Genomic DNA, 25117 nt, shown 5'->3' on the forward strand with positions numbered 1-25117 from the left:
AATGGCTTATATGGGCAGCTTAGGAGTCAGCGTGCGAGTGATAAGACCCGTACGCAAGAGGGAAACAGCCCAGACCGCCGGCTAAGGTCCCAAATGCTGTGCTAAGTGGAAAAGGATGTAGGACTTCGAAAACAACCAGGATGTTGGCTCAGAAGCAGCCACCATTAAAAGAGTGCGTAATAGCTCACTGGTCGAGAGGCCCTGCGCCGAAAATATCCGGGGCTCAAGCACAGAACCGAAGCCGCGGCAAAGTAGTAATACTTTGGGTAGGGGAGCGTTCTTACTTGGAAGAAGGCAGACCGGAAGGACTGCTGGACGAGTAAGAAGTGAGAATGCCGGTATGAGTAGCGAAACGACAGGTGAGAATCCTGTCCACCGAAAGCCTAAGGGATCCTGGGCAACGCTCGTCGCCCCAGGGTAAGTCGGGACCTAAGCCGAGGCGTAAAGCATAGGCGATGGACAACCGGTGAAAATTCCGGTACCGGGTCAGTTTGTTTGAGGATGGAGTGACGCAGGAAGGAAGCTGAGCGCGCGACTGGTTGGGCGCGTCGAAGGCGGTAGGCTAGTACGGAGGCAAATCCCCGTACTATAAGGCCGAGAACCGATAGATAGGAGAGACTACGGTCAATCTGAATTCAGCCGCACTACACTGCCAAGAAAAGCTTCTAACGAGAACTGATCCGCCCGTACCAAAACCGACACAGGTAGGCGGGGAGAGAATCCTAAGGTGCGCGGGAAAACCCTCGTTAAGGAACTCGGCAAAATGCATCCGTAACTTCGGGAAAAGGATGGCCGGAGGTTGTGAAGTTATTTACTGATGGAGCGACAGCCGGCGGCAGAAAAGAGGCCCAAGCGACTGTTTACCACAAACACAGGTGCCTGCGAAAGCGCAAGCTGAAGTATAGGTGCTGACGCCTGCCCGGTGCAGGAAGGTTAAGGAGAGTTGTTAGTCTTTGGGATGAAGCAGCGAACTGAAGCCCCTGTAAACGGCGGCCGTAACTATAACGGTCCTAAGGTAGCGAAATTCCTTGTCGGGTAAGTTCCGACCCGCACGAAAGGCGTAACGATTTGGGCACTGTCTCAACGAGGGACCCGGTGAAATTGAAATACCTGTGAAGATGCAGGTTACCCGCGACTGGACAGAAAGACCCCATGGAGCTTTACTGCAGCTTGGCATTGGTCTTTGGCATATAACGTACAGGATAGCCGGGAGACTGGGAAAATATCTCGCTAGAGGTATTGGAGTCACCGTTGGGATACCGGCCTTTATATGCTAAGGATCTAACCGGAATGTTAACAGCATTCGGGACAGTACCAGGCGGGCAGTTTGACTGGGGCGGTCGCCTCCGAAAGAGCAACGGAGGCGTCCAAAGGTTCCCTCAGCGCGGACAGAAATCGCGCGCAGAGCATAAAGGCAGAAGGGAGCTTGACTGCGAGACTGACGGGTCGAGCAGGTACGAAAGTAGGGCTTAGTGATCCGGTGGAAAGAGAGTGGAATTGCCATCGCTCAACGGATAAAAGCTACCCTGGGGATAACAGGCTAATCTCTCCCAAGAGTCCATATCGACGGGGAGGTTTGGCACCTCGATGTCGGCTCATCACATCCTGGGGCTGAAGCAGGTCCCAAGGGTTGGGCTGTTCGCCCATTAAAGTGGTACGTGAGCTGGGTTCAGAACGTCGTGAGACAGTTCGGTCCATATCCATCGCGGGCGCAAGATACATGAGGGAGGCTGCTCCTAGTACGAGAGGACCGGAGTGGACGAACCAACGGTGTACCGGTTGTCCTGCCAAGGGCACGGCCGGGTAGCTGCGTTCGGAAGGGATAAACGCTGAAAGCATCTAAGCGTGAAGCCCGTCCCGAGATGAAGTATCTCATCTCAATCAGAGAGTAAGACCCCTTGCAGAAGACGAGGTAGATAGGCTGGGCGTAGAAGTGCGGCAACGCATGCAGCTGACCAGTACTAATCGGTCGAGGGCTTGATTTATTTTTGTTGGTATTTCGCAACTAATTTGCAAAAGAGTTTCTTCTGTCTAGTTTTGAGTGAACAACACTCAATAGTGCGGTGATGATGCCCGGACGGTTCCACCTGTTCCCATTCCGAACACAGCAGTTAAGCGTCCGCAGGCCGAGGGTACTTCGTTGGAGACGACGTGGGAGAGTAGGTAGTTGCCGCAATATATTCCTCGGTAGCTCAGTTGGTAGAGCGTCTGACTGTTAATCAGAATGTCACAGGTTCGAGTCCCGTCCGAGGAGCCATTTTTGATTTCTCGCTGTAATTGCAGTAATAGATACAAGCGGTCAACGTCTGCCAATCACACGTCGCTCACGCTCGTGTTCTTGGGACGTTTTCGCATACGACCTGTTACCCGTTCATCGTTCGCGCTGTGCGCTCCGATTCACGGACAGGATCAGTAGTTGGGGTATAGCCAAGTCGGTTAAGGCACGGGACTTTGACTCCCGCATCCGTTGGTTCGAATCCAACTACCCCAGCCAATTTATCTCATCTCCGGATGGGATGTGTGGCGGCTGATAAAGGTTCACTAGCTCAGTTGGTAGAGCATCTGACTTTTAATCAGAGGGTCCCGGGTTCGAGTCCCGGGTGAGCCACCACTTTTTACTTTTTTAGGATACACTAGCGAAACGGAAGTTTTGATGCATCACTAGGCGCAAAAATCCCGTTTTGCGTCTCTATCATGACTCACTAGCTCAACTGGCAGAGCAACTGACTCTTAATCAGTAGGTTCACGGTTCGATTCCGTGGTGGGTCACCATTTTATGGGCGATTAGCTCAGCTGGGAGAGCGCTTGCCTTACAAGCAAGATGTCGGCAGTTCGATCCTGTCATCGCCCACCAAAGGATGCTTTTAGCACACGGCCCGGTAGTTTAGTTGGTTAGAATGCCGCCCTGTCACGGCGGAGGTCAGGGGTTCAAGTCCCCTTCGGGTCGCCATTTTTTATGCCTCGGTAGCTCAGTTGGTAGAGCAGGGGACTGAAAATCCCCGTGTCAGTGGTTCGATTCCGCTCTGAGGCACCACTTTTGACCATGTTGGTCATCTTTTGACGCAAAGGACAGTATCTCCGGCAGTTTGCTCCGATGTATCTGCCGCTGGCGTAGCTCAATCGGTAGAGCAGCTGATTTGTAATCAGCAGGTTGGGGGTTCAAGTCCTCTCGCCAGCTCCACGCGGGTGTAGCTCAATGGTAGAGCCCCAGCCTTCCAAGCTGGTCACGTGGGTTCGATTCCCATCACCCGCTCCATTATTGCCTACTGCGCCGGGGTGGCGGAACAGGCAGACGCAGGGGACTTAAAATCCCCCGGTTGGCAACAACCGTACCGGTTCGATTCCGGTCCTCGGCACCATTTTCACCTATATTGTCACGCGGTCGTGGCGGAATTGGCAGACGCGCTACTTTGAGGGGGTAGTGTTCACAAGACGTGTGGGTTCAAGTCCCACCGACCGCACCATTTTTTAGGCAGTAAATACCATTAACTAAATACAGTCACGCGGTCGTGGCGGAATGGCAGACGCGCTAGCTTCAGGCGCTAGTGATGGCAACATCGTGGAGGTTCAAGTCCTCTCGACCGCACCACGCGGTTGTGGCGGAATTGGCAGACGCGCTACTTTGAGGGGGTAGTGTTCACAAGACGTATGGGTTCAAGTCCCATCAACCGCACCATTTTGAAAAGATACCGTTACGGGAAACCGCAGCGGTTTTTTGTTGTGTTTTAACGGAAGAAAGAATTTAATACTCTCCGTCGGCATAATTGATGTCCGGGCGCGCGACGACGGTATAATCGGGGAAGAGGGCGGCGATTTCGCTGCGAATACTCTTTAGGATAGGGCGGTAGTCATAGCCAAAGTGGAAGGTGACGTCGAAGAAGAGTTCTTTGTGGCTGTCGTAGAGGCAGATGCCGTGGAAGCCGGCGATCGCTTCTTGTGCGGCGGCATGACGCGCTAAGATGTCGTGTACCTTTTTTGTATTCGGCGAGGTGAAATCGATGGCGTAGAATCCTACGGTGACGATGCAGTTAAATTCTTTGAGGAGGTCTCGCTCGATTTGGAAGAGCAGGGGATAGGTTTCGCTCAAGGTTTTGCTGCCGTCGAGCTCCACGTGGATGGAGCCGAGGTAGGAATCGGGACCATAGTTATTGAGCCGTAAATCATGCGCGCCGAGCACGAAGGGATAGGAGCGCACCTTATCATAAATCTCTTTCGTGAGTTCGCTGTCGACACGCTCTCCGAGGAGTATGGAGCCGGTTTCTTTGAGGATGTCAAGCCCTGCTTTGATAACGGCAAGGGAGATGAGACCGCCCGCATAGGCGTCGATATTGAGCTCCCATAGGAAATAAGCGGCTGCCGAGAGGAGCGTCACGACGGAGATGAGGGCGTCGCTTCTGGCGTCGATGCCGGCGGCTTTGAGTGCGCCCGAATGCACTGTCTGCCCTACGTTGATCGTGTAATTGGCAAGGAATACTTTTGCAATGATCGTGATGATAATGATGAGGACAAAGCCCGCGGAATATTCGACCGGCGTAGGATTCAGGATGCCTTCGACGGACTCTGCGGCGGCGCCGATCCCGGCGGCAAGGACGATCGCGCCGATGATGAGGGCGGTGATGTACTCAAGGCGCCCGTGGCCAAAGGGGTGTTCTGCATCCGGCAATTTGCCCGCCATCTTTGTCCCCGCGATGGTAATGATGGATGAAATGACGTCGGACAGGTTGTTGACCGCATCGGTGACGAGCGCAAGAGAGCCGGCAAGTGTGCCGACGGCAGCTTTGACGATGACGAGGAGGACGTTTGCGGCAATGCCGATATAGGATGTGCGCAGGATGCGCGCCTCGCGTGAGCCGGATGGAACGTTCATAATAGCTCCTTACTGTCAAGATGATATTCTGCGTGATGCGTACGATACCGGTATCTGACGTTATGCAAAGTGTATCGATCGTTTTTGTAGACCCTATGGAGAGCCGCCTGCCGGGGAGCGTCGTTAATTCATCGATTTTACCATAAAGATCCGGGGATTGCCAACGGATCATGGGAAAATCACTGCTTTGCGGTTAGGGGAGGGGGAGACGATGCACGATTGCGATTGAAATTGACAAAATGGAAAAAGTATATGAAAATATAGTCGGTATGAATTTGACGGGGCGATAACGAGGAGATCATTGATGTGATGAAAGCGGCGAAGGAGCGGAACATGCTTGCACGAGTTCTATTATGCATTGTCTTTTTCGTTGTCATTGGCATGCCGCAGCGTGCGCTTGCTGTGCCGTCCGATCTGCCGTCGCTCCTTTTTGTGACGGCCGCGGCATCGGAGGCGGCGTACAGCGGGGAGCTCTCCGAGATGCTGCGGGCACGGCTCGTCGCAGCGGGCTGGCGCATTGAGGGATATGAGACGCCGGGACGACGCCGGACGGTGGGACGGTTCTTCCATATGGTGCGGATGGCGCCGGACGGCAGCGAGACGCATCTTCTTTCGTTCCCGGGGACGGAGCGCGGGAGCGATGTGTGGACGGATCTGCGCCTGGGGCGTGCGGCGTTCGGCGGGCAGACGCCGACGGAGTTCCTGGAGACGGCGAATGAACCTATTTCTGACCGCAAAGAGACGCCGCTCGTGCATCGCGGCTTCCTGGACTATACGCAGGCGGCACTTTTTACCGACACGCTCGATGAATACGGCGGGCGTACGGCGGGGGAGGTGATTGCGGCGGAGCTGCGGGTACATCCGTCGGCAAAGATTTATCTTACGGGGCACAGTCTCGGCGGGGCGGCGGCGACCCTCGCAGCGGCGCGGCTCGCGGATATGGGCGTTTCGCCCGCGCAGCTCGAGGTGGTGACGTTTGGCTCGCCTGCGGTTGGTAATGCGGCATTTGTGCGCGCATATGCAGATAAGTTTACGCTGCATCGGGTGGTGATGCAGGGCGATCCGATGAAGGATTTGCTCGCGGCACCGCTCGGGTTTCGGCAGTTTGGTGAGAGGATCGCGTGGCATCCCGCGCCCTCGGTGGCGGCGTTCCCCCATGCGATGATTGTGTATGTGGATGCGGCGATTCGACAGCTCTATGACAGCGCGGGGACGGACAGCTTTCTCTTTCTCGCAGCACAGCCGAATCGGACGGCGGGACAGACGGTCTATGTTGCGCCGATCGCAGCGGATGTGGAGGGCGTGCTCGAGGCGGATGCGCCGTATATGAAGGCGCTTCTGCGCGATGCGCTCTATGCGCGTAATGCGGCAACGGTTTTCTCAGCGAAAGGGAGCGGCCTCTCTGAGACGGGGCTGCTGTCGGAGCTGGAGGAGCACCTAGCGGCAGCGCAGGAGGCAGGTGCGACGATGCTCTATGCGTACCGCATCTCCGGGGCAAAAGTACGTGACCAACGAGAGACGTACCGATTGACGCTTGAGCGCGCGGTCTACGATATGGAAGGGAACCTCGTCGCGGCATCGTCGCGGTCACAGGTGACGGGGACGTTGACGCCGATTGAGACGGTACTGTATCTGTTCACCCAAGACTGAGATGTGACGTGCGATATTTGCGCATGGCGTTGTCATATCATCGAATGCTTCGCTAGGAGTAGCTTTTTACTACGCCGTCGCTCGCATTCTCCTCATTCCTAGCCCTGCATCAAATCTTGCACGTCACTCAGGTTACGGCGGGATGTGACACGGGATTTTCGCGCCTAGCAGCGTCATTTTTGGCAAACGCTTCGTCGACGTAGGTTTTGGCTGCGCCTTCCTCGCGTTTGCCGCAATTCCTATGTACGCAAATAAAAAGACACGTACGCAACGTGTCTTTGTGCTGATATAATGGTTTGTGAGGTGCTGCCACAGCGGTAGGCGGTCAAATCTTGCCCCTAATTTTGAGGGGATGGGTGCTATGAACGAGACAAATGCAACACTGTTGCTTTTTATCGTCCTTGTCGTACTCTTAACAAAAAAGTAACCGCCCCTAGCTCACAACTTTAGGCGGTTACTTTTCCGTATAAAAGATTTGGGGCTGACCGTCTGCCGGAACACCTTTTCTAGGCATATTATACGATAAGAGACGATTGATGTCAAATCTTACATAGTAACAGGAGGTACTTTTGTGGATGCTGCGGCGCTTTGGCGACTGTTTGATATGATTGGGACGATTGCGTTTGCGGTGTCGGGGACGCTGGTCGGGATTTCGCGGCGGATGGATATCTTTGGCATCTCGGTGCTTGCTCTCGCTACGGCGATTGGAGGCGGGATGATTCGCGACTTGCTCGTGGGGATTACGCCGCCGATGACGCTGCGCGATACGACCAATTTCCTCCTGTCGGTCGGTGTTGCCGTTATCACCTGTCTGCTCTACCAATGGACGGCGCTTCATCGGCTGCGGCGCCGGCGTCTCCTCACGGTGTTCAATGTGTCGGATACGATCGGACTTGCGGCGTTCACGGTCACGGGGACGTTGACGGGGATTCGGTTTGTGCCGGAGGGCAGCTTTGTTCTGCCGATCCTGCTCGCTGCGATCACGGCGGTCGGGGGCGGGATGATCCGCGATGTACTAGCCTCGCGGATGCCTGTTGTGCTCTATGCGGAGGTCTATGCGGGGGCGTCGCTTGCGGGCGCGTTTGTATTTTGCCTCCTGCGCCCTGTGCTCGGCGTAGAGGTTAATTCGTGGCTTGCCTTTACGCTGGCACTCCTGATTCGGTTTGCAGCGATTCGGGGGAATTGGAGCCTTTACCATCCCCGCCCCCCAAGGCGGAAGAGATGACACGGGATTTTGGCGCATCGCTGTGTCATGTCGTCGAACGATTCGCTAGGAGCAGCTTTTTTCTGCGCCGTCGCTCGCGTTCTCCTCATTCCGCGTGCGCTGCATCCAAACTTCTGCTTCACTCAGGTTATGGTAAAGATGGGATCTTGACGCCTAGCGTTGTTACTCCGAAAATCCTGTACAAAAAATCCCTCTGCCCGTATGGTGCAGGGGGATTTTGTATGTCGTTATAGCACGGCGGTTTTATTTGCAGTGGTGGTGATCGACGCCGACCATGACGGACGTCGCCTTGATGACAGCGTATGCATCGCCGCCGACTGTGAGCCCGAGCTCCTCGATGGCGCTGAGAGTGATGGTCGCACTGATGACGTCGCCGCCCTTGAGCTCAATGCCGACGATGCCGTTGACGGCGCCCTTTTCGATTGATACAACCTTGCCCTTGAGCTGGTTTCTTGCACTCAGTTTCATAAAAAGTTCCCTCCTTAATTCATAATACTTATTTATTATAACACAAAACCCTCTGTAGATTTCGTGACAAAGGTCACATTTTACAGAGGATTTTGCAGAGGAAGGTGTATCGGCAGAAAGGGTCAGCGGATGAAGACGACGTTGGTGGCGTCGAGGAAGCCGCTTGCTCCGTTCTCGATCAGAACGCGGCGCGCATCGTCGGCGGAGAGGATGGGATTTGCCCCCGCATCTACGGCGACAGCGCGGACGACAAGCGGATTGCGTCCCGCACGCGTCGCGTCGGATTCGCTGCGGACATAACCCGCCATTCCGTTCTGCACAACTTTGTCGCTGTCAAGGTTCTTGTACCCGTAGATGGGACGTCCGTTGTCTGCCTTGATGACCGGGCTCATGACGGGACGCAGACCAAGTCCGCGGCAGTCGACGATGAGACCCGTATAGCTGCCGACGGCACGTCCGGAAGGCGCACTTGCGGCGGAACTGGTCGAGGGGGTGCGGCGTGCGGGCGCGGCAGGTGTTGTGTAGGTGCCGTATCCCGTGGTGTCGTAGCCGCGTCCGCCGTCGTAGGGCTCATAGACGCTGTCGGGAGACACCCATTGTGCACGCGTTTCGTTCCGTGTAAAGACGGAGCTTGCGAGTGAACCGACGCCAAAGACGGGAACCTCGAGGGTGACGGTGTAGGCACCGTCCTTCAGCGCTTTTTCACTTACGATACGTGCGCCGCGTACGAGGGCGCTGACGTGGGTGCGGACGGTGTCGTTTGCGACCATCATGTTCTCAACGGTGGTCGTGGCATCGACGTCCACGCCCTGAATCTGCTCGGCGAGCGCCCGGTAGGCGTCGGCAATGGCGGCACGTCGGGCGAGCGCACGTGCCTGTGCGGCACTGACGGTGCGCGCGGGGGCAATACCCGTCCCCTCGGCGCGGATGCTCCCGCCGTTCCAGTCAGTCGCCGCCTCCGCTGCGGGGAGCGAGATGAGCGCGAGCGCACACACGAGGAGTGCGCAGATGCCGGATTTTAATAGATGCATAGAGAAACCTCCTTGGCAATATTTGTGCTTATGCTTTCTCTAGCAATATCGCAAAGAAAGGATAAAGGAGGATGAAGCCGGGATTAGTATTCTGTGAAATCGTGGGGGAGGCGAGTTCGGGCGTGTTTTGCGGAAAAATTCCTTGCCAATGCGCCCGCGCGTGTGCTATAATGCCACATGTCGCAATCGCGATGGAGAGGTGTCCGAGTGGTCGAAGGTGCTTGACTCGAAATCAAGTGTGGTGATGAGCCACCGTGGGTTCGAATCCCACCCTCTCTGCCAGTAAAATCAATGCTCCCGAGGATTTTCCCCCGGGAGCTTTTTTGTGCCTGTTTTATAGGTGCCTGCCTCATATATGCCCGGCAGAAAACCCCGCCGAAGCATTACACCTCGGCGGGGTCGATATGTGTGCTCCAATTATAATAATGGGATGTTTTTATTTGAACGGCCACACGAGCGGGATGATCGCGACGCAGACGATGAGCGATACAAAGACGAGCGGCAGTCCGATCTTCACATAGTCCATGAAGCGGAATTTGCCGGGGCCGAGCACGAGCGTGTTCGGCGGGGTCGCGACCGGGGTCGTGAATGCGCAGGATGCCGCGATGCCGATCGCCATGACGACCGGGTACGGCGAGACGCCGATGGACTGCGCGATGGAGATGGCGATCGGCGCCAGCAGCGCCGCCGCCGCGGTGTTCGACATGAACTGCGTGAGACCGCACGAGAGGATGAACATGGCGACGACGATGAGGTACGGGGAGGGGGCGTCGCCCATCAGCTCGACGACGAAGTTCGCGATGAGTGCGCCCGCGCCGCTCTTTTCCATCGCGCTCGCCAGAGGAAGCATCCCGGCGAAGAGGAAGATGGTCGTCCAGTCGATGCCCTCGTATGCCTGCTTTTCATTGAGGCAGCCGGTGAGGACGCAGAGGAGACCGCCGATGATGGCGGACATCTGCATCGGGATGTGGATTTCCTTTTCGAGTACCATGGCGGTGACGACGCCGAGGAGGATCGCGGCGCAGATCATCATCTTGCGTGTGTCCTTTGCCTCTTCCTTTGCGCCGCTGCCGTCGGAGGTGTCGGAGTCGACCATGTGGCGCGGGCAGAGCTTGCGCCCAATGGTCAGCATGTAGATCATGCCCGCGATGGAGAGCGGCACGCCGATCCATGCGAACTCGAAGAAGCCGAACGGCTCAAGCCCTGTCGCCTGAAGCGTGGCGCTCATGAGGATGTTCGGCGGGGTGCCGATCATCGTGATCGTGCCGCCGACATTCGCCGCGACGGCGAGCGCCATGAGCTGCGGGGAGACGGGCAGTTTTGCCGCGGCGCAGATCTGGATGACGACGGGCATGAGGCATGCGACGGTCGCGGTGTTGGATGACACCGAGGACAGCACGATGGTGATGAGCATCAGCGCCGCCATGAGCGGCCGCTCGTCACTGCCCGACTTCTTGACGACGGCGATGCCGATTTTTTGCGCGAGTCCGGTCTGGAACATTGCCGCGCCGATGATGAACATGCCGGCGAACAGGACGACGGTGGAATTTGACAGGCCGGAAAAAACCTGCGCGGGCGTGAGGACGCCCAAAAGTCCGAGTGCGATCGCCGCGCCCATGGCGGTGACGGCGAGCGGGATAATTTCGGTGGCGAAAAGAAGTGCCGCGACGGCGAGAACGCCTAATGTGAGCATTGCTGCATCCATTGATTCAACTCCATTTCTTCAGTTCTAACTGTGTTTCCATCGAAAAAATTTAGAAACCTTCTATAATGTACTTCCTGAGAGAATACATAGATGTTAATATATACACCTCCTTTATTTCATGATAATAACACATAACTTGAATTAATTCAATTCATAAATGATTTCGATTAAACTTGAATACGCTTTTCAGGAGCTCACTTCAACTTTAGATATTGAACTTTTTGTGCAAAGGCGGGGGCTTTGTGCTATAATAAGGCGGATATTGTCTTTCGATCGGATATAATCATTAGGAGTGTGAAACCACTTGTTTGGAATATCTTCCATTTTGAAGCGTTTTCTTGGCGACAACAATGATAAGGAAATTGCGCGGTATCGCGAAATCGTCGATCAAATCAACGGTCTCGAACCGGCGATGACGAACCTCACGGACGATAAGCTGACCGGCTACACGCGCCGGTTTCGTGAGCAAATCGATAACGGCGCCCCGCTCGAGGAGATTCTCCCCGAGGCATTTGCGGTCGTGCGCGAGACGTCGCGGCGCGTGCTCGGAATGCGGCATTTCGACGTGCAGCTCATCGGCGGCATATGCCTGCACGAGGGGCGCATCGCGGAGATGCGCACGGGCGAGGGCAAGACGCTCGTCGCGACGACGGCGGTCTACCTCAACGCGCTTTCGGGGCGCGGCGTCCACATGGTCACGGTCAACGACTACCTCGCGCGGCGCGACAGCGAGTGGATGGGCAAACTCTACCGCTACCTCGGGCTCTCGGTCGGACTCATCGCGCACAACATGGATTTCCCGGAGCGCAAGGCGGCGTACGCCTCCGACGTCACGTTCGGCACGAACAACGAGTTCGGCTTTGACTATCTGCGCGACAACATGGTGCTCTCGGAGAGTCAGATGGTACAGCGCGATCTGCATTACGCGATCGTCGACGAGGTGGACTCCATCCTCATCGACGAGGCACGCACGCCGCTCATCATCTCCGGCCCCGGAACGAAGTCGACGGACAACTACGCCGTCATGGCAAACGCCGTGCGCCACCTCAAGGAGGGCGAGGACTACACCGTCGACGAGAAGCAAAAGACCGTCGCGCCCGCCGACAGCGCAGTGCCAAAGATCGAAAAGCTCGTCGGCATCCAAAACCTCTATGCGCCCGAGAACATCGAGCTCTCGCACTGCTTCACCGCCGCGCTGCGCGCCAAGGCGCTCATGCACCGCGACCGCGATTATGTCGTGCGGAACGACGAGATCGTCATCGTGGACGAATTCACGGGGCGTCTCATGGAGGGACGCCGCTACTCGGACGGTCTGCATCAGGCGATCGAGGCGAAGGAGGGCGTGAAGATTCAGCGCGAGTCGCAGACACTCGCGAGCATCACGTTCCAGAACTATTTTCGCATGTATGAAAAACTCGCGGGCATGACGGGCACGGCAAAGACCGAGGAGAACGAGTTCCTCAAGATTTACAAGCTCCCCGTCATCGTCATCCCGACGAATAAGCCCGTGCAGCGCATCGACCATCCCGACGTCATCTATAAGACGAAGGCGGCGAAGTACCGCGCGGTCGGGCAGTCGGTGAAGGAGATCCACGCGTCGGGGCAGCCCGTCCTCATCGGCACGACGTCCATCACACAGTCCGAGGAGATGTCGAACGTCCTCAGGAAAAACGGCATCCCGCACGTCGTCCTCAACGCGAAATTCCATGAAAAAGAAGCCGAGATCGTCGCAAACGCGGGGCAAAAAGGCGCCGTCACGATCGCGACGAACATGGCGGGACGCGGCACGGACATCAAGCTCGGCGAGGGCGTCGAGGAACTCGGCGGACTCTTCATCGTCGGCACGGAGCGGCACGAGTCGCGGCGCATCGACAACCAGCTCCGCGGGCGTTCCGGGCGTCAGGGCGACCCCGGCGCGTCGAAATTTTTCCTCTCGCTCGAAGACGACCTCATGCGTCTCTTTGCCTCCGACCGCATCGCAAGCATCATGGACAAGCTCGGCATGGAGGAGGACGAGCCGATCGAGCACGCCATCATCACGCGCTCGGTGGAGCACGCGCAGAAAAAAGTCGAAGCGCGCAATTTTGACATCCGCAAGCACGTCCTCGAATACGACGACGTTATGAATCAGCAGCGCGAGGTCATCTACGGCGAGCGGCGCAAGATCCTGTGCGGGGAGAACCTGCGCGAGAACATCCTCGCGATGGTCAAACACATCATCAAGGACGAGATGACGCAGTACGCGAACGAGAAGCTCTATCCCGAGGAGTGGCAGCTCGACGCACTCATCGAGGATGCGGAGAAGGTCTATGCGCCGCAGGGCAAGTTGAAAAAGGAAGAACTCGAAGCGCTCGCGCGCGACGAGATCCAAGAACTCCTCGAGCAGGTCGCCGAGGAGGGCTACAAGAATCGTGAGCTCATGTTCGGCGAGGAGAATATGCGCGAGCTTGAGAAGGTCGTCATGCTCCGCGTCGTCGATCAAAAGTGGATGGATCATCTCGACCACATGGATATGCTGCGTGAGGGCATCAACCTGCGCGCGTATGGACAGCGCAACCCGCTCGTCGAGTACAAGATCGAAGCGCTCGAGATGTTCGAAGCGATGGAAGCCTCGATCATGGATCAGATCGCGAACCTCATGTACCATGTGAGCATCGTCACCCCGCAGACCACGCCGCCCATGCAGAGTAATGTTGCGCCGGACGGTACGCCCGCACCCGCACCCGTCGCCGATCCCGCCGCCGCACAGCGCGCGCACGAACTGCTCGCGCGCGAGCGGTCAAAACTCGAGGATCACCTCCGTACTGCGCGCACCTCGCACGGCGGCGAGAGCGCACCCGCAGAAGCGCGCGCCGAAAAGGACGAGGACGGTAAGAAGATCGGGCGGAATGATCCGTGTCCGTGCGGGAGTGGGAAGAAATATAAAAACTGCCACGGCAAGGCGTGACGCGGGATTTTCGCGCCTAGCGTCGTCACTGTGTCGGTCGCGGCGGTCGACGTAGGTCTTAACTACGCCTTCCCTTGCGACCTCCTTGTTCCTAGCTATGCATCGAAACTTCCGCGTCACTTACGGTACGGTATGACGTGCGATCTTGGCGCATAACTGTGTCACTGCGGAAAATACTGCGCTTGACGTAGCTCTTAACTACGACGTCGCTTGTATTTTTCTTGTTCCTTGTTCTGCATCCAAGCTTACAGTTCACTATAGATCCTCCCTGTGAGGGAAAAGAATATTTTTGATTTTACTTTAGGAAAGAAACAACATGCTGGAAGATCTGAAACCAACACTCAATGATTTGGGCGAAAAGCTGGATCAGATGCGCATTTCCCTTGAAATCCCTGCGAAAGAGGAAAAAATCGCCGAGCTCGAATACAAAATGAGCGAGCCAACCTTTTGGGACGACGCGGCGGCGGCGCAAAAAGTCAATCAAGAACTCGCGGGACTCAAGGGCGGCGTCGACACCTACAAAGCGCTCGCCGCGAAATATGAAGACGCCGAAACCCTCTACGAGATGGGCATTGAGGAAAACGATCCCTCCATGGAGAGGGACATCCGGGCAGAGCTTGACCTCATCGCTGAGGGACTGGAGACACTCCAACTTGAGGTGCTCCTCTCGGGCGAATATGACGCGAACAACGCCATCCTCACGCTCCACGCGGGCGCGGGCGGCACCGAGGCGCAGGACTGGACGCAGATGCTCCTGCGCATGTACGGGCGCTGGGCGGAGCGGCACGGATTTACCGTCGAGACCGCCGACCTCCAGCCGGGCGACGAGGCGGGCGTCAAGTCCGCGAGCCTTTTCATCAAGGGGCACAATGCCTACGGCTTTTTGAAATCCGAAAAAGGTGTCCATCGTCTCGTCCGCATCTCCCCGTTTGACTCGCAGGCGCGGCGGCACACCTCGTTTTCTGCGTGCGACGTCATGCCCGAGATCGACGATGCCGTTGAGGTTGACATCGACATGGACGACGTGCGCGTCGACTACTACCGCGCGAGCGGTGCGGGCGGACAGCACATCAATAAGACCTCGTCCGCCGTCCGCATGACGCACGAGCCGACGGGCATCGTCGTACAGTGCCAAAATGAGCGTTCCCAGCTCCAAAACAAGGAGCAGTGCCTCAAGATGCTCCGCGCAAAGCTCTTTGAGCTGGAGCAGGAGAAAAAGGAAGAGGAACTCGCCAAACTCGAAGGCGTCCAGCAAAAAATCGAGTGGGGCAGTCAGATTCGCTCCTACGTATTCCAGCCGTATACCATGGTCAAGGACGTCCGCACGAACGCCGAGACCGGCAACGTACAGGCGGTTATGGACGGGGAGATTGATCCGTTTATTAGGGCGTATCTTAATGCAAAGGCGAACCACGACTTCTAGGTGTGACGCGGGATTTTCGCGCCTAGCTATGGCATGATTTCTAACATCGTGGGAAGTCGTGCCAATTAGGCGCGTCTTGTAGGGGCACACCACACGTGCCGTGCCCTCCCGCGATCTATGCGCGCGTACCGATAGAAGCCGAATGAGAGGATCGCGTCATTTTCATAAGGCGGCAAACGAAGGGAGCTGGTCATGAATATCGTTCTTATGAACGGAGGTCTCGGCAATCAGCTCTCCCAGTTCATCTTTCTCCGTTGGTTGGAGACGAAAACGGTCGCTCCGTGTATGATTGATGACAGTGCGTTCTTTGGAAGTCATGTGGAACATAACGGTTATGAACTTGAGCGTATCTTCGGCATTCGCCTGCCTCGACTGAGTGAGCGGTTTGATGCAGGCGTGTGGACGGATATGATACGCCGACGCGATGAGGGGATCAGCATTCCGCAGCAGTTGTATGATGCGGGCGGGCTGGCGGTTTTTGCCTATGATGCGGAGAACTTCAGTTATGACGGAAACACTGTCTCCATCGCCGCACAGGGCGTGCCTCTTGTCTCCGGCGGGAATGCATATTATCATGTCTACAACCTCGGAGCGACGGATCAGTGGGCGGAAATCGGCGATGCCGTGCGCGGGGAGCTGCGGCTCCCCTTGCTTTCTGACGGTACGGCGAACGCGTATTATGCGCGTCGTATACAGGCGGAATCGTCTGCTGCCGTTCATGTGCGGCGCGGAGACTTTTTGGAATGCGGACTGGACTCTCCGCCTGAGGATTTCGTAGACGGGATTGCAACGGTGGAGCGCGTATCCGGCAACGCGGTACACTACTACCTCTTTTCCAATGACCTAGACTATTGCCGATCGCATTGGCGGGCGCTCGGTCTGGAGAATGTCGCGGGTCGGCTGACTGTCGTTGAGGGGAACCGCGGTAAAAACGCCTATATCGATATGCAGCTGATGTCGCTCTGCAAGTATTTTATCACCTCTCGCAGCTCATTTAGCCTACTCGCCTACATGCTGAGCACGGTGCCCGGAAAAATGCTGATTGCGCCGATTTGGCAGCGATATAACGTATAAAGGAGGGACGCATCCCATGTGGAAAGCCGCCGTCACACTGCTCATCGTCGTTATCATCGCCGCAGGGGCGATGCTCGCCCTCCCTGCATTCGCCACGAACCTCATCGTTGATGCCCTGCGTGAGCAGACAGCGGCAGAGGACGTGCAGATTTCCATCACGGACAGCCCGCGTCTCATTTTCGGTGAGATCGGTGCGGTGGACGGCGTCATGCGGCAAGGGCGCATCGGCAAAATCTTTGTCCGCGAGCTCACCCTTACGGGAACAGGGCTGCACATCGCCCCCATGACGCTCCTGACCGAACACAAGGCTGTCCTCACCTCTGCCGAGACGGCGGAGCTGCGCGGCGTGATCGACGCGGAGGCGATCCGCGAGCTGATTACAAAATCCTCGGGGAAATTCGAGGATGTCGCCGTGACCGTAACGCCTGCGGGCGTTACCGCGACCGCAAAGACCAAGGCGCTCGGGCAGACCTTTGACGTGACGCTTGAGGGCGCGTTCGAGGTCGTATCGGGCGATCTTTACTACAAGATTCGCCGCATTTCGGCGCGCGGGCGCGGCATGAATACGCTCAGCCTCGACTCCCTGTTTCCCGACGTCGTTGTCGCGCGTGCCGATGCGCTCCCCCTCGGGCTTACCTTTCGGAGCGTAGAGGCGCGCGATGATGTCGTTATCGTGACGGCGGGTAAAGACGCACCGTGATTTTCGCAGCGGAGAAGGAAGGTTCATGAAGAAATTTCACTATCATCCCGTGCTGCTCGCAGCCATATTCATCGGACTTATTGCCTCGCTTGTCATCGGTATGCAGCGCCACGCCGTCGAGGAGGAGAGCCGCACGGTGGAGCTCGCCATCGACTATGAGGGACTCTTGGAGCTCGCCGCGCGCGAGGGACTGCCCGCGGACGAGGTGTTCGCGCGTGCGAAGGACGCGGGTATCACATCGCTCGCCGTCTACGAGACGACGTTTAAGAAGTTCAACGTGAACGGCAAGGCGGTTGCACTCACGGGCGCAGACATCCTCGCGCGCTACCATGCGGGGATGCTGACCAATCCGCTGTGGCGCGCAATGGTCGAGGACGGGAAAATCGTCGGGACGGAGATCTACATCGTCGGGCATGATGCGGCGGCATTCGCAGAGCTCAAGGACGATCTCTTCCGCAGGTTCGGCGCACAGCGCGTGACCGTCCACACAGTCGGGAACGACGAGGTCGTTGCAGTCAAGGACTATTACGAGGCATTCGAAAAGCGCAACATCGGCTTGCCGAGCGATGAGCTGCGCGCTGTGAATGCGGCAGGGTTCGACGTCATCGCGCGTCCGTCGAACTATCATACGGCAACGTCCGATGACGTGCGGGCGGTCTTTGCGCGGCTCGACGGTATCCGTGTCTCGGACATTGTATTTTCGGGGACGGAGACGCTCGGCGCGCCGAAAGCGCTCCAAACGACCATCGACGAGATGCGCGCGCGCAATTTAACGCTCGGGCTCATCGAGGGCGTGACGCAGCTGCAGTTTTACAACCAACAGGGCATGGAGGAGATCGCAAAGGGCGTCGGCTACGATCATGTCGCACGTCTCTACTCCATCCCAAAGGATGAGCTGACAAAGCTCAAGATCGACGCCGCCGTTGAGCGATGGGTGACGACGGACGAGGAGCGCAACATCCGCATCAACCTCCTGCGCATCTACGAAGATCCTGCGCCGAATATGTCGCTGCTCGAAACGAATATGAAGTATTTTTCCGATACGAGCGCGGCGCTGCGTGCGCACGGATTCAAAATCGGAAAAGCAGGGACATTTGCCGCCTACGAACCGCCGCGCATCCTGCGTGCTCTTGTCATCATGGGTGTTGCGGCGGCGGGCGTGCTCTACCTCTCGCTCGTTGTGCCCGCACTGAACCGCAGGCGGCGCGCCGTCCTGCTCTTCTTTGCCATCGCTGCGCTCATCGGGATGATGCCGATCCTGCTCGGCGCGGGGAGCAAAATTCGGATTCTCGCGGCGCTCGCGAGCGCCAACCTCTTCCCCGCGCTCGCGATGGTTGGCCTCCTCGACCTCCTGCGCGGCAGGCGGTTCCAAAAGGACGCCCCCGTATGGCGCATCATCGTCGCGGGGCTGATACTGCTCTCCATCACAAGCGCGCTCTCGATGATCGGCGCGTCCTATCTCTCGGGCGCGCTCGCCGATACGCGCTACTTCCTTGAGTTCGATATTTTCCGCGGGATCAAGCTGACCTTTGTCCTGCCGATGATCCTCGTCGCCGTCGCCTTCATGCAGCGGTTTGACATTTTTGACGGACGATTTGATGCCTCTGCAGGCGTCATGGGTCAGGTGCGCGAGATTTTGGACACCCCTGTGCGCGTCGGTTCGCTGCTCGGCGCGCTCGTGCTCCTTGGTGCGCTCGTTGTGCTCGTTCTGCGCAGCGGACACACCTCGGGGATGCCCGTGCCGGGCGTCGAGCTGAAACTGCGCGCCTTCCTTGAGCAGCTCTTTTATGCGCGTCCGCGGACGAAGGAATTTCTGATCGGGCATCCCGCGTTCCTGCTCGGCATCTACGCGGCGGCGCGGCGGTGGAAAACCATGATCGTGTTCGGACTTGTCCTCGCCGCCACCATTGCGCAGGGATCGATGGTCGAGACATTTGCGCATATGCGCACGCCGATCGAGATGTCGCTCGTGCGCGGCGTCGGCGGTGTCCTGCTCGGAGGGGCGATTGGAGCCGTGCTTGTCGCGCTCGTTGCGGCATGGAATCGATTGCTCGAGCGGGTCAAGGCGGCATGATGCAGAGGGAACACAACCAATACTATGGGATCGAAGGAACGGAGGGGATCTGACCCGATGAAGCGGATCGTCGTATCGGGGTACTACGGCGCAAAGAATGCGGGCGACGAGGCGATGCTCGCGGCGATGCTCGAGGTGCTCGGAGACCTGGACCCGGAACTTCATATCACGGTGATCTCCGCCGATCCCGCCGACACGCGCCGCCGGCACGGCGTCGAGGCGATCGGCTCGTTTGATGCGGGGGCGATTTTCTCCGCCATGCGCCGCGCCGATCTCGTCGTCAGCGGCGGCGGGAGCCTCCTCCAGAACGTCACGAGCGGGCGCAGTCTGTACTACTACATGGCGGTGATCTTCCTCGCGCTGCTCCTCGGCAAACGCGTTATGCTCTACGCGCAGGGGATCGGCCCCGTCACGGGAGTGTTTGCCTGCCGCGCGATGCGCTGGCTTGGCAACCGTGTGTCGCTCATCACCGTGCGCGATGAGGGCTCCATGGCGGAGCTGCGGCGGCTCGGCATCATGCGTCCGCCTATGGAGTGCACCGCCGACCCTGTGCTCGGCATCCATCCCGTCGGAAAGGAGGCGGGGCGCGCCATCCTCGCGCATTACGGCGCGGACGGCGCAAAGCCCGTTGTCGGCATCTCCGTGCGCGACTGGCAGGGGTGGCAGCATTATAAAGAAGTCCTCGCCGAGATCAGTGACGCCATCGTCCGGGAGCTCGGCGCGCGCGTCATTTTCCTCCCCATGCAGTACCCCGAGGACGTCCACACCGCCGAGACCGTTGCCGCCCGTACGCACGAGGAATGCACCGTCCTCACGGACGAATACACGACGAGCGAACTCCTCTCCCTCGTCGCGAACATGGATCTCATGATCGGCGTGCGCCTGCATGCACTCATCTTCGCCGGCGTCATGGGCGTCCCCATGATCGGTATCTCATACGACCCAAAGGTCGACCGCTTCCTGCGCTCCATCGGCGAAAAACCTGTCAACGACCTCCAGGACATCACAACGGCAAGTGTCCTCAAAGAAGTGCGGCGCAAGTGGAACGAGCGCCGCAGCTTTGCCGAGACAAGCGGCGAACTCCTCGCGCAGATGCGCACTCTCGCCGCGCGCAACGCGGAGCTTGCTCTGCGGATCATTCATGAAAATTGAGCAATAAAATTGGGCTTGCATCGCCGGAGAAATCCGATGGTGCAAGCCCGGTTTTTATTTGTTTTTCCTTGTCGCGGTCAATTGCCATACATACAAAAAACGGAGAAACCGTGCGGTTTCTCCGTATACTGTCGTCGATGGTGGAGACGAAGAGGATTGAACTCTCGACCCCCAGATTGCGAACCTGGTGCTCTCCCAGCTGAGCTACGTCCCCATGACTGACAAGGGACATTATAACGCGGCACCGGGAAAAAATCAAGCTCTTTTTTCTCATCGGGGGCAAAGCTTGTGTTGTGGTCAATGCGCGTGGCTGTGGTCGTGTGTGTGTTCGCCTGTAGTGCCGAAATCGGCGGGGGCTGCTTCGCTCTCGCCGTGCGAATGGGTGTGGTGATGATCGGAGGACTGCACGTCATGCTTGTGCTCCACGAAATGCTGATAGACGGGGATGGCGATCATCACGGCGAGCATGAAGAGAATCGTGATGATGAGCGATCGGCTCGGGCGGCGGCTGCGTTTCGGCGGCTCCTGCCCCTGTGGAATATATTCCATGCGGACGACCTTCTTTCTCGGTGCAGACGCTGCGCATGTTCCAAATATCGACAGCATACCATAATTTTTAGAAAAGTGAAACAGGAAAAAACGCATCCGGCGCGAAAATAAATAAGGAAAGGGATCTGCGTCAAAGAGGGAGGTCATATGAAAGTTGTACTTCTAGCGGGCGGCTGGGGCACGCGCATCACGGAGGAGTCGGAGCTGCGTCCCAAGCCCATGGCGGAGATCGGCGGGATGCCGATCCTTTGGCACATCATGAAGGAATACAGTCATTACGGATTCTATGAGTTCATCATCTGCGCGGGCTACAAGCAGCATATGATCAAGGAGTGGTTCGCCGACTATTTCCTCTACACATCGGACATCACCTTCGACTTCACACGGGACAGCTACCGCACCGTCGTGCACGACCGCCGGGCGGAGCCGTGGAAGGTCACGGTCGTCAACACCGGGCTGAATACGATGACGGGCTCGCGCATTCGCCGCGTGCAAAAATACATCGGCAACGAGACCTTCATGATGACCTATGGCGACGGTGTCTGCGACGTCAACATTCAAAAGCTCGTGGCGTTCCACCGCGCGCACGGAAAATTGGCAACCCTAACGACCGTGATGCAAAAAGAACAAAAGGGCGTGCTCTCGATCGGCAGAGACAACACGGTAAGCTCCTTCCGTGAAAAGGCGCAGGAGGACGCCGCGCCCATCAATGCGGGCTATATGGTACTCGAGCCGGAGGTGTTCTCCTACATCGGGACCGGAGACGATGTGGTCTTTGAGGGCGCGCCGCTCGAGCGACTTGCCGGGGAGGGGCAGCTCATGAGCTACCGGCACGAGGGCTTTTGGCAGTGCATGGATACCTTGCGTGAAAAAGTTCTGCTCGAAAAACTCTGGCAGGAGCAGAGAGCTCCGTGGCGCACATGGTAGGTGCCGCTTAAGTATGTGAAGAAGTATCCGATATAATATGATAAGGGAGTGCGTGCCGCAGTGCGCACAGAGTAAGAACCGGGGAGGCTGCAAACGCATGGAAAACAGCAACAAGAAGGTCTTTTTCATCGCCGAGATCGGCATCAATCACAACGGCGACATGAAGATCTGCAAGGAACTCATCGACATTGCCGCAGAGGCGGGGTGCGACGCGGTAAAATTCCAAAAGCGCACCGTGGACAAAGTCTACACCGCAGCGTTTCTCGCGGAACCGCGCGAGAGCCCTTGGGGAACGACACAGCGCGAGCAGAAGGAAGGACTCGAATTCGGTCTCGAAGATTACCGTGAGATCGACCGTTACTGCAAGGAGAAAAACATCGAATGGTTCGCCTCCGTCTGGGATGTGGATTCGCAGATCTTCCTGCGGCAATTCGAACTGAAATATAACAAAGTCGCCTCCGCGATGCTCGGGCATATGGAGCTGCTCGAGGAGATGGCGAGCGAAGGGCGCTATACGTTCATCTCGACCGGCATGAGCACATGGGAGGAAGTGGACGCTGCCGTGGCGGTGTTCCGTCGGCACGGCTGCCCCTTTGAACTCCTGCACTGCAACAGCACCTATCCGATGGCGGTCGAAGACGCGAATCTCCTCCTGATCCCGGAGATCCGTGCGCGCTACAGCGTGCCGACAGGATTTAGCAGTCACGAGACCGGATATGTCGCGACGCTCGGCGCGGTCGCACTCGGCGCAACGTCGATCGAGCGGCACATCACCCTCGATACGACCATGTACGGATCGGATCAAAAGGCATCCATCGAGCCGGCGCCGCTGAAAGCCCTCGTGCGCGACATTCGCCTCATGGAATCCGCGCTCGGCACGGGCAAAAAGACGCTGAGCCCCGCGGAGATGGCAGTGCGCAAGAAGCTCAGAGGATGACGGTGAAAAATATCAAATACATCTTTGCGGACATCGACGGCGTACTCACGGACGGCACCGTCCGCATCGACGAAGCCGGCAGGGAGAGCAAGGCGATCTCGTTCCGCGACCTCGACGCCATCGGCATCGGGCGTGCCGCAGGACTAGACTTTGCCTTCATCACCGGGGAGGACACACCGATCGCGCACTTTATGGCGCAGCGGTTCGGCGTGGAGATTGCCGTCTTTGGCGCAAAGGATAAGGGGAAAGCCGTTGCATCGCTGCTCAAAGAGCTCGGTCTTACGGCGGATGAAATTTGCTACATCGGAGACTCGGCACGCGACGTGCCCGCGATCGAGATGGCGGGGATCGGCGCGACCGTGCGCGACGGCGTTCTCGCCGCGCGCAAGGCGGCGGACATCGTAACGGAATGTAGGGGCGGCACGGGCGCATTGCTTGAGCTTGTAGAAACGATTGTGGAGAACCGGTAGGGATGAGATTATCAGATTACGTCATGGCGTTTTTGGCGCAGAGGGGAGTCCGCCATGTATTCATGCTGCCCGGCGGCGGCTGTATGCATCTCGTGGATGCGCTCGGACGCAGTGAACAATTAGAATATATTGCCTGCCTGCATGAGCAGGCTTCTTCTATTGCGGCGGAGAGCTATGCGCAGCATACGGGCGGGCTCGGCGCCGTCCTCGTCACGACGGGGCCCGGCGGCACGAACACCGTCACGGGGCTTGCCGCCGCATGGATCGACTCGACGCCCGTCCTCTTTCTCTCCGGACAGGTAAAGCGCAGCGACCGCATCGGCACGAGCGGCGTGCGGCAGATGGGGTCACAGGAAGTCGACATCGTGCCCGTCGTCACACCGCTCACGAAATACGCCGTGACCGTCAGAGAGCCGAGCGAGATCCGCTTTGTCCTCGAAAAGGCGTATCACCTCGCCATGCACGGACGCCGCGGCCCCGTGTGGATCGACATCCCGCTCGACGTACAGGCGGCGGAGATCGAGCCGGCGGAGCTCGGCGGCTATACGCCCGGGGAGACGGATGTACCCCTCGATACGGACGCCGTGCGGCGCATCGCCCGGATGCTCTCGGAGGCAAAACGCCCCGTCATCCTCGCCGGGAACGGCGTGCGGGCGGCGGGCGCGGAGGAAGCCCTCTACGCGCTGCGGGAAAAGACGGGCATCCCGACGCTCCTCACATGGAAGACCATCGACCTGCTCGATGCCGACGATCCCCTGTACTTCGGCTGTCCCGGCGGCATGGGGCATCGCGCCGCGAATTTCATCTTGCAGAATGCCGACGCCCTCCTCGTGCTCGGCAGCCGCCTTGACAGCAGTCTCACCGCGTGGAATCATCGGAATTTCGGAAAACACGCGCAAAAGATGATCGTAGACATTGATCCCGCCGAGATCGATAAGCTCGACATGGAGATCGCCGTGCGTCTCGCCGCCGATCTGCGGGCGGTACTCCCCGCGCTCGCCGCCGAGGAATATCCCCGGCGCGCGGGGGAACGTGACGCATGGCAGGATTACTGCGTGCGGATGCGGGAGAAATACCCCGCGATTACCGCGGAGATGCGCACCGAGACCGCATACATCGACCCGCATGTCTTTGTCGACGAGCTCTCGCGGCAGATGACCGCAGAGGACATCCTCGTCCCCGAGAGCTCCGGCGCCGCGGGCGAGATCACCTATCAGGCGCTGCGCGTCAAATACGGACAAAAGGTGAAGAACGCCGCTGGACTCGGCTCGATGGGATTCGGCGTCCCGTACGCGCTCGGCGCATGTCTTGCGAATCGCGGACGCCGCACCATCCTCATCGACGGCGACGGTGCGTTCCAACTCAACATACAGGAACTCGCGACCATCGCGGCACGGCGGCTTCCTATTAAGATATTCATCTGGATGAACGGCGGCTACGCCAGCATCATGGGGACGCAGCGCAATTTCTTCGGCGGCAACTACGTTGCGGCAAACGCCGAGAGCGGACTTGCCATCCCGGACATCGGCGCGGTCGCGGCGGCCTACGGATGCAAGGTTTTCAGCATGAATACGCCCGCCGAGATGCCGGAGGTCATAGGAGAGGCGCTCGCCGCAAAGGGCCCCGTACTCTGTCTCGTCAGCGTCACGCCGACGGCGACGGCAACCCCGCGGACAAAGGCGGAGAAACTGCCGAACGGCTCGATGATCTCAAAACCGCTTGAAGAGATGTGGCCCTATCTGCCGCCGGAGGAAACCGCAGCGAATATGATTGCGGAGGACGCCTGATATGGACTACGCAGAGCGAATCCGCGCCGTCATCGCGCGGGAGATGGGGAACACGGCATCCGAATCCGTTCGTTTTTTGAAGAACATCCAAGCAAAGCCGAAGCTCTGTCTATGGGGGCTCGGCAGTCACG

General features: G+C 58.0%; 17 protein-coding genes, 15 tRNA genes and 2 rRNA genes (1 of these 34 running past the window's edge). 28 read left to right on the plus strand and 6 right to left on the minus strand.

The features are described 5' to 3' along the window. From HMPREF9162_RS01705 to HMPREF9162_RS01775, 15 genes are all read left to right on the plus strand, one after another. A 23S ribosomal RNA gene (locus HMPREF9162_RS01705) occupies positions 1-1985 on the plus strand; it begins 1104 nt to the left of the window's first position. 74 nt (positions 1986-2059) lie between these two features. Further along, positions 2060-2176: ribosomal RNA gene (gene rrf, locus HMPREF9162_RS01710) — 5S ribosomal RNA — on the plus strand. 5 nt (positions 2177-2181) lie between these two features. Beyond that, positions 2182-2257 (plus strand) — tRNA-Asn (locus HMPREF9162_RS01715). A gap of 160 nt (positions 2258-2417) precedes the next feature. After that, positions 2418-2494, plus strand: a tRNA-Gln gene (locus tag HMPREF9162_RS01720). 41 nt (positions 2495-2535) lie between these two features. Then, positions 2536-2611: transfer RNA gene (locus HMPREF9162_RS01725), tRNA-Lys, on the plus strand. Positions 2612-2696: 85 nt separating this feature from the next. Next, positions 2697-2772: transfer RNA gene (locus HMPREF9162_RS01730), tRNA-Lys, on the plus strand. A 6-nt stretch (positions 2773-2778) separates the two neighbouring features. Then, positions 2779-2854 (plus strand) — tRNA-Val (locus HMPREF9162_RS01735). Between the two features lie 19 nt (positions 2855-2873). Further along, a tRNA-Asp gene (locus HMPREF9162_RS01740) sits at positions 2874-2950 on the plus strand. 8 nt (positions 2951-2958) lie between these two features. After that, positions 2959-3034, plus strand: a tRNA-Phe gene (locus HMPREF9162_RS01745). Between the two features lie 71 nt (positions 3035-3105). Further along, positions 3106-3181 (plus strand) — tRNA-Thr (locus HMPREF9162_RS01750). Between the two features lies 1 nt (position 3182). Next, positions 3183-3256: transfer RNA gene (locus HMPREF9162_RS01755), tRNA-Gly, on the plus strand. Between the two features lie 14 nt (positions 3257-3270). Then, positions 3271-3359, plus strand: a tRNA-Leu gene (locus HMPREF9162_RS01760). 19 nt (positions 3360-3378) lie between these two features. Beyond that, positions 3379-3464, plus strand: a tRNA-Leu gene (locus HMPREF9162_RS01765). A gap of 39 nt (positions 3465-3503) precedes the next feature. Then, positions 3504-3589: transfer RNA gene (locus tag HMPREF9162_RS01770), tRNA-Leu, on the plus strand. Position 3590: 1 nt separating this feature from the next. Continuing rightward, positions 3591-3676, plus strand: a tRNA-Leu gene (locus HMPREF9162_RS01775). A gap of 66 nt (positions 3677-3742) precedes the next feature. Here HMPREF9162_RS01775 and HMPREF9162_RS01780 read toward each other — a convergent pair. Beyond that, complete coding sequence (locus HMPREF9162_RS01780; protein ID WP_009438227.1) at positions 3743-4867, minus strand: cation diffusion facilitator family transporter; 1125 nt, start codon at positions 4865-4867, stop codon at positions 3743-3745. A gap of 309 nt (positions 4868-5176) precedes the next feature. Here HMPREF9162_RS01780 and HMPREF9162_RS01785 point away from each other — a divergent pair, with 309 nt between their 5' ends. Both HMPREF9162_RS01785 and HMPREF9162_RS01790 read left to right on the plus strand, forming a co-directional pair. Then, entirely contained in the window at positions 5177-6517 is a 1341-nt protein-coding gene (locus tag HMPREF9162_RS01785) for a triacylglycerol lipase (RefSeq protein WP_009752673.1), read from the plus strand. A gap of 571 nt (positions 6518-7088) precedes the next feature. Then, positions 7089-7742, plus strand: a complete 654-nt coding sequence (locus HMPREF9162_RS01790) for a trimeric intracellular cation channel family protein (protein WP_009752737.1) — start codon at positions 7089-7091, stop codon at positions 7740-7742. A gap of 243 nt (positions 7743-7985) precedes the next feature. Here HMPREF9162_RS01790 and HMPREF9162_RS01795 read toward each other — a convergent pair whose 3' ends face one another. Further along, positions 7986-8210, minus strand: a complete 225-nt coding sequence (locus HMPREF9162_RS01795) for a molybdopterin-binding protein (protein ID WP_009350094.1) — start codon at positions 8208-8210, stop codon at positions 7986-7988. 122 nt (positions 8211-8332) lie between these two features. Next, positions 8333-9241: an LPP20 family lipoprotein gene (locus HMPREF9162_RS01800; protein ID WP_009438294.1), complete on the minus strand. Its 909-nt coding sequence runs from the start codon at positions 9239-9241 to the stop codon at positions 8333-8335. Between the two features lie 193 nt (positions 9242-9434). Here HMPREF9162_RS01800 and HMPREF9162_RS01805 point away from each other — a divergent pair. Next, positions 9435-9523 (plus strand) — tRNA-Ser (locus tag HMPREF9162_RS01805). Positions 9524-9677: 154 nt separating this feature from the next. Here HMPREF9162_RS01805 and HMPREF9162_RS01810 read toward each other — a convergent pair. Next, entirely contained in the window at positions 9678-10946 is a 1269-nt protein-coding gene (locus HMPREF9162_RS01810) for an SLC13 family permease (protein ID WP_009752762.1), read from the minus strand. Positions 10947-11250: 304 nt separating this feature from the next. On the opposite strand from HMPREF9162_RS01810, the gene secA reads away from it, so the two are divergent. The 6 genes from secA to csaB all read left to right on the plus strand — a co-directional run bounded on the left by secA (position 11251) and on the right by csaB (position 20316). Next, positions 11251-13893: a preprotein translocase subunit SecA gene (gene secA / locus HMPREF9162_RS01815; RefSeq protein ID WP_009752749.1), complete on the plus strand. Its 2643-nt coding sequence runs from the start codon at positions 11251-11253 to the stop codon at positions 13891-13893. A 316-nt stretch (positions 13894-14209) separates the two neighbouring features. Next, positions 14210-15316 carry a peptide chain release factor 2 gene (prfB, locus tag HMPREF9162_RS01820; protein ID WP_009752660.1) on the plus strand — a complete coding sequence of 369 codons (1107 nt, stop codon included), beginning with the start codon at positions 14210-14212 and terminating at the stop codon, positions 15314-15316. Positions 15317-15508: 192 nt separating this feature from the next. Further along, entirely contained in the window at positions 15509-16390 is an 882-nt protein-coding gene (locus HMPREF9162_RS01825) for an alpha-1,2-fucosyltransferase (protein WP_009752702.1), read from the plus strand. Between the two features lie 16 nt (positions 16391-16406). Then, positions 16407-17090 carry an LmeA family phospholipid-binding protein gene (locus HMPREF9162_RS01830; RefSeq protein WP_009752603.1) on the plus strand — a complete coding sequence of 228 codons (684 nt, stop codon included), beginning with the start codon at positions 16407-16409 and terminating at the stop codon, positions 17088-17090. Positions 17091-17115: 25 nt separating this feature from the next. Further along, a complete protein-coding gene (locus tag HMPREF9162_RS01835) occupies positions 17116-19164 on the plus strand; it encodes a DUF5693 family protein (RefSeq protein ID WP_009438311.1) in 2049 nt (682 codons plus the stop codon). Positions 19165-19221: 57 nt separating this feature from the next. Next, the gene (csaB, locus tag HMPREF9162_RS01840) at positions 19222-20316 is read left to right on the plus strand and encodes a polysaccharide pyruvyl transferase CsaB (RefSeq protein ID WP_009752581.1); all 1095 of its coding nucleotides are present in this window, start codon (positions 19222-19224) and stop codon (positions 20314-20316) included. Between the two features lie 138 nt (positions 20317-20454). Here csaB and HMPREF9162_RS01845 read toward each other — a convergent pair. Next, positions 20455-20530: transfer RNA gene (locus HMPREF9162_RS01845), tRNA-Ala, on the minus strand. Positions 20531-20613: 83 nt separating this feature from the next. Beyond that, positions 20614-20865, minus strand: a complete 252-nt coding sequence (locus tag HMPREF9162_RS01850) for a hypothetical protein (protein ID WP_037350133.1) — start codon at positions 20863-20865, stop codon at positions 20614-20616. A gap of 147 nt (positions 20866-21012) precedes the next feature. Here HMPREF9162_RS01850 and rfbF point away from each other — a divergent pair, with 147 nt between their 5' ends. The 4 genes from rfbF to HMPREF9162_RS01870 all read left to right on the plus strand — a co-directional run bounded on the left by rfbF (position 21013) and on the right by HMPREF9162_RS01870 (position 24986). Continuing rightward, positions 21013-21792 carry a glucose-1-phosphate cytidylyltransferase gene (rfbF, locus tag HMPREF9162_RS01855; protein WP_009438233.1) on the plus strand — a complete coding sequence of 260 codons (780 nt, stop codon included), beginning with the start codon at positions 21013-21015 and terminating at the stop codon, positions 21790-21792. A gap of 97 nt (positions 21793-21889) precedes the next feature. Continuing rightward, on the plus strand, positions 21890-22729 hold the full coding sequence (locus tag HMPREF9162_RS01860) for an N-acetylneuraminate synthase family protein (protein WP_009752569.1): 840 nt from the start codon (positions 21890-21892) through the stop codon (positions 22727-22729). Then, positions 22726-23199, plus strand: coding sequence for an HAD family hydrolase (locus HMPREF9162_RS01865; RefSeq protein ID WP_009752754.1), 474 nt, complete (start codon positions 22726-22728; stop codon positions 23197-23199). The genes HMPREF9162_RS01860 and HMPREF9162_RS01865 overlap by 4 nt, the downstream gene beginning before the upstream one ends. A 2-nt stretch (positions 23200-23201) precedes the next feature. Next, on the plus strand, positions 23202-24986 hold the full coding sequence (locus tag HMPREF9162_RS01870; protein ID WP_009438295.1) for a thiamine pyrophosphate-binding protein: 1785 nt from the start codon (positions 23202-23204) through the stop codon (positions 24984-24986). The last annotated feature ends 131 nt before the right edge of the window (positions 24987-25117 follow it).

The organism is Selenomonas sp. oral taxon 137 str. F0430, assembly GCF_000183625.1.
GTDB lineage: Bacteria > Bacillota > Negativicutes > Selenomonadales > Selenomonadaceae > Centipeda > Centipeda artemidis.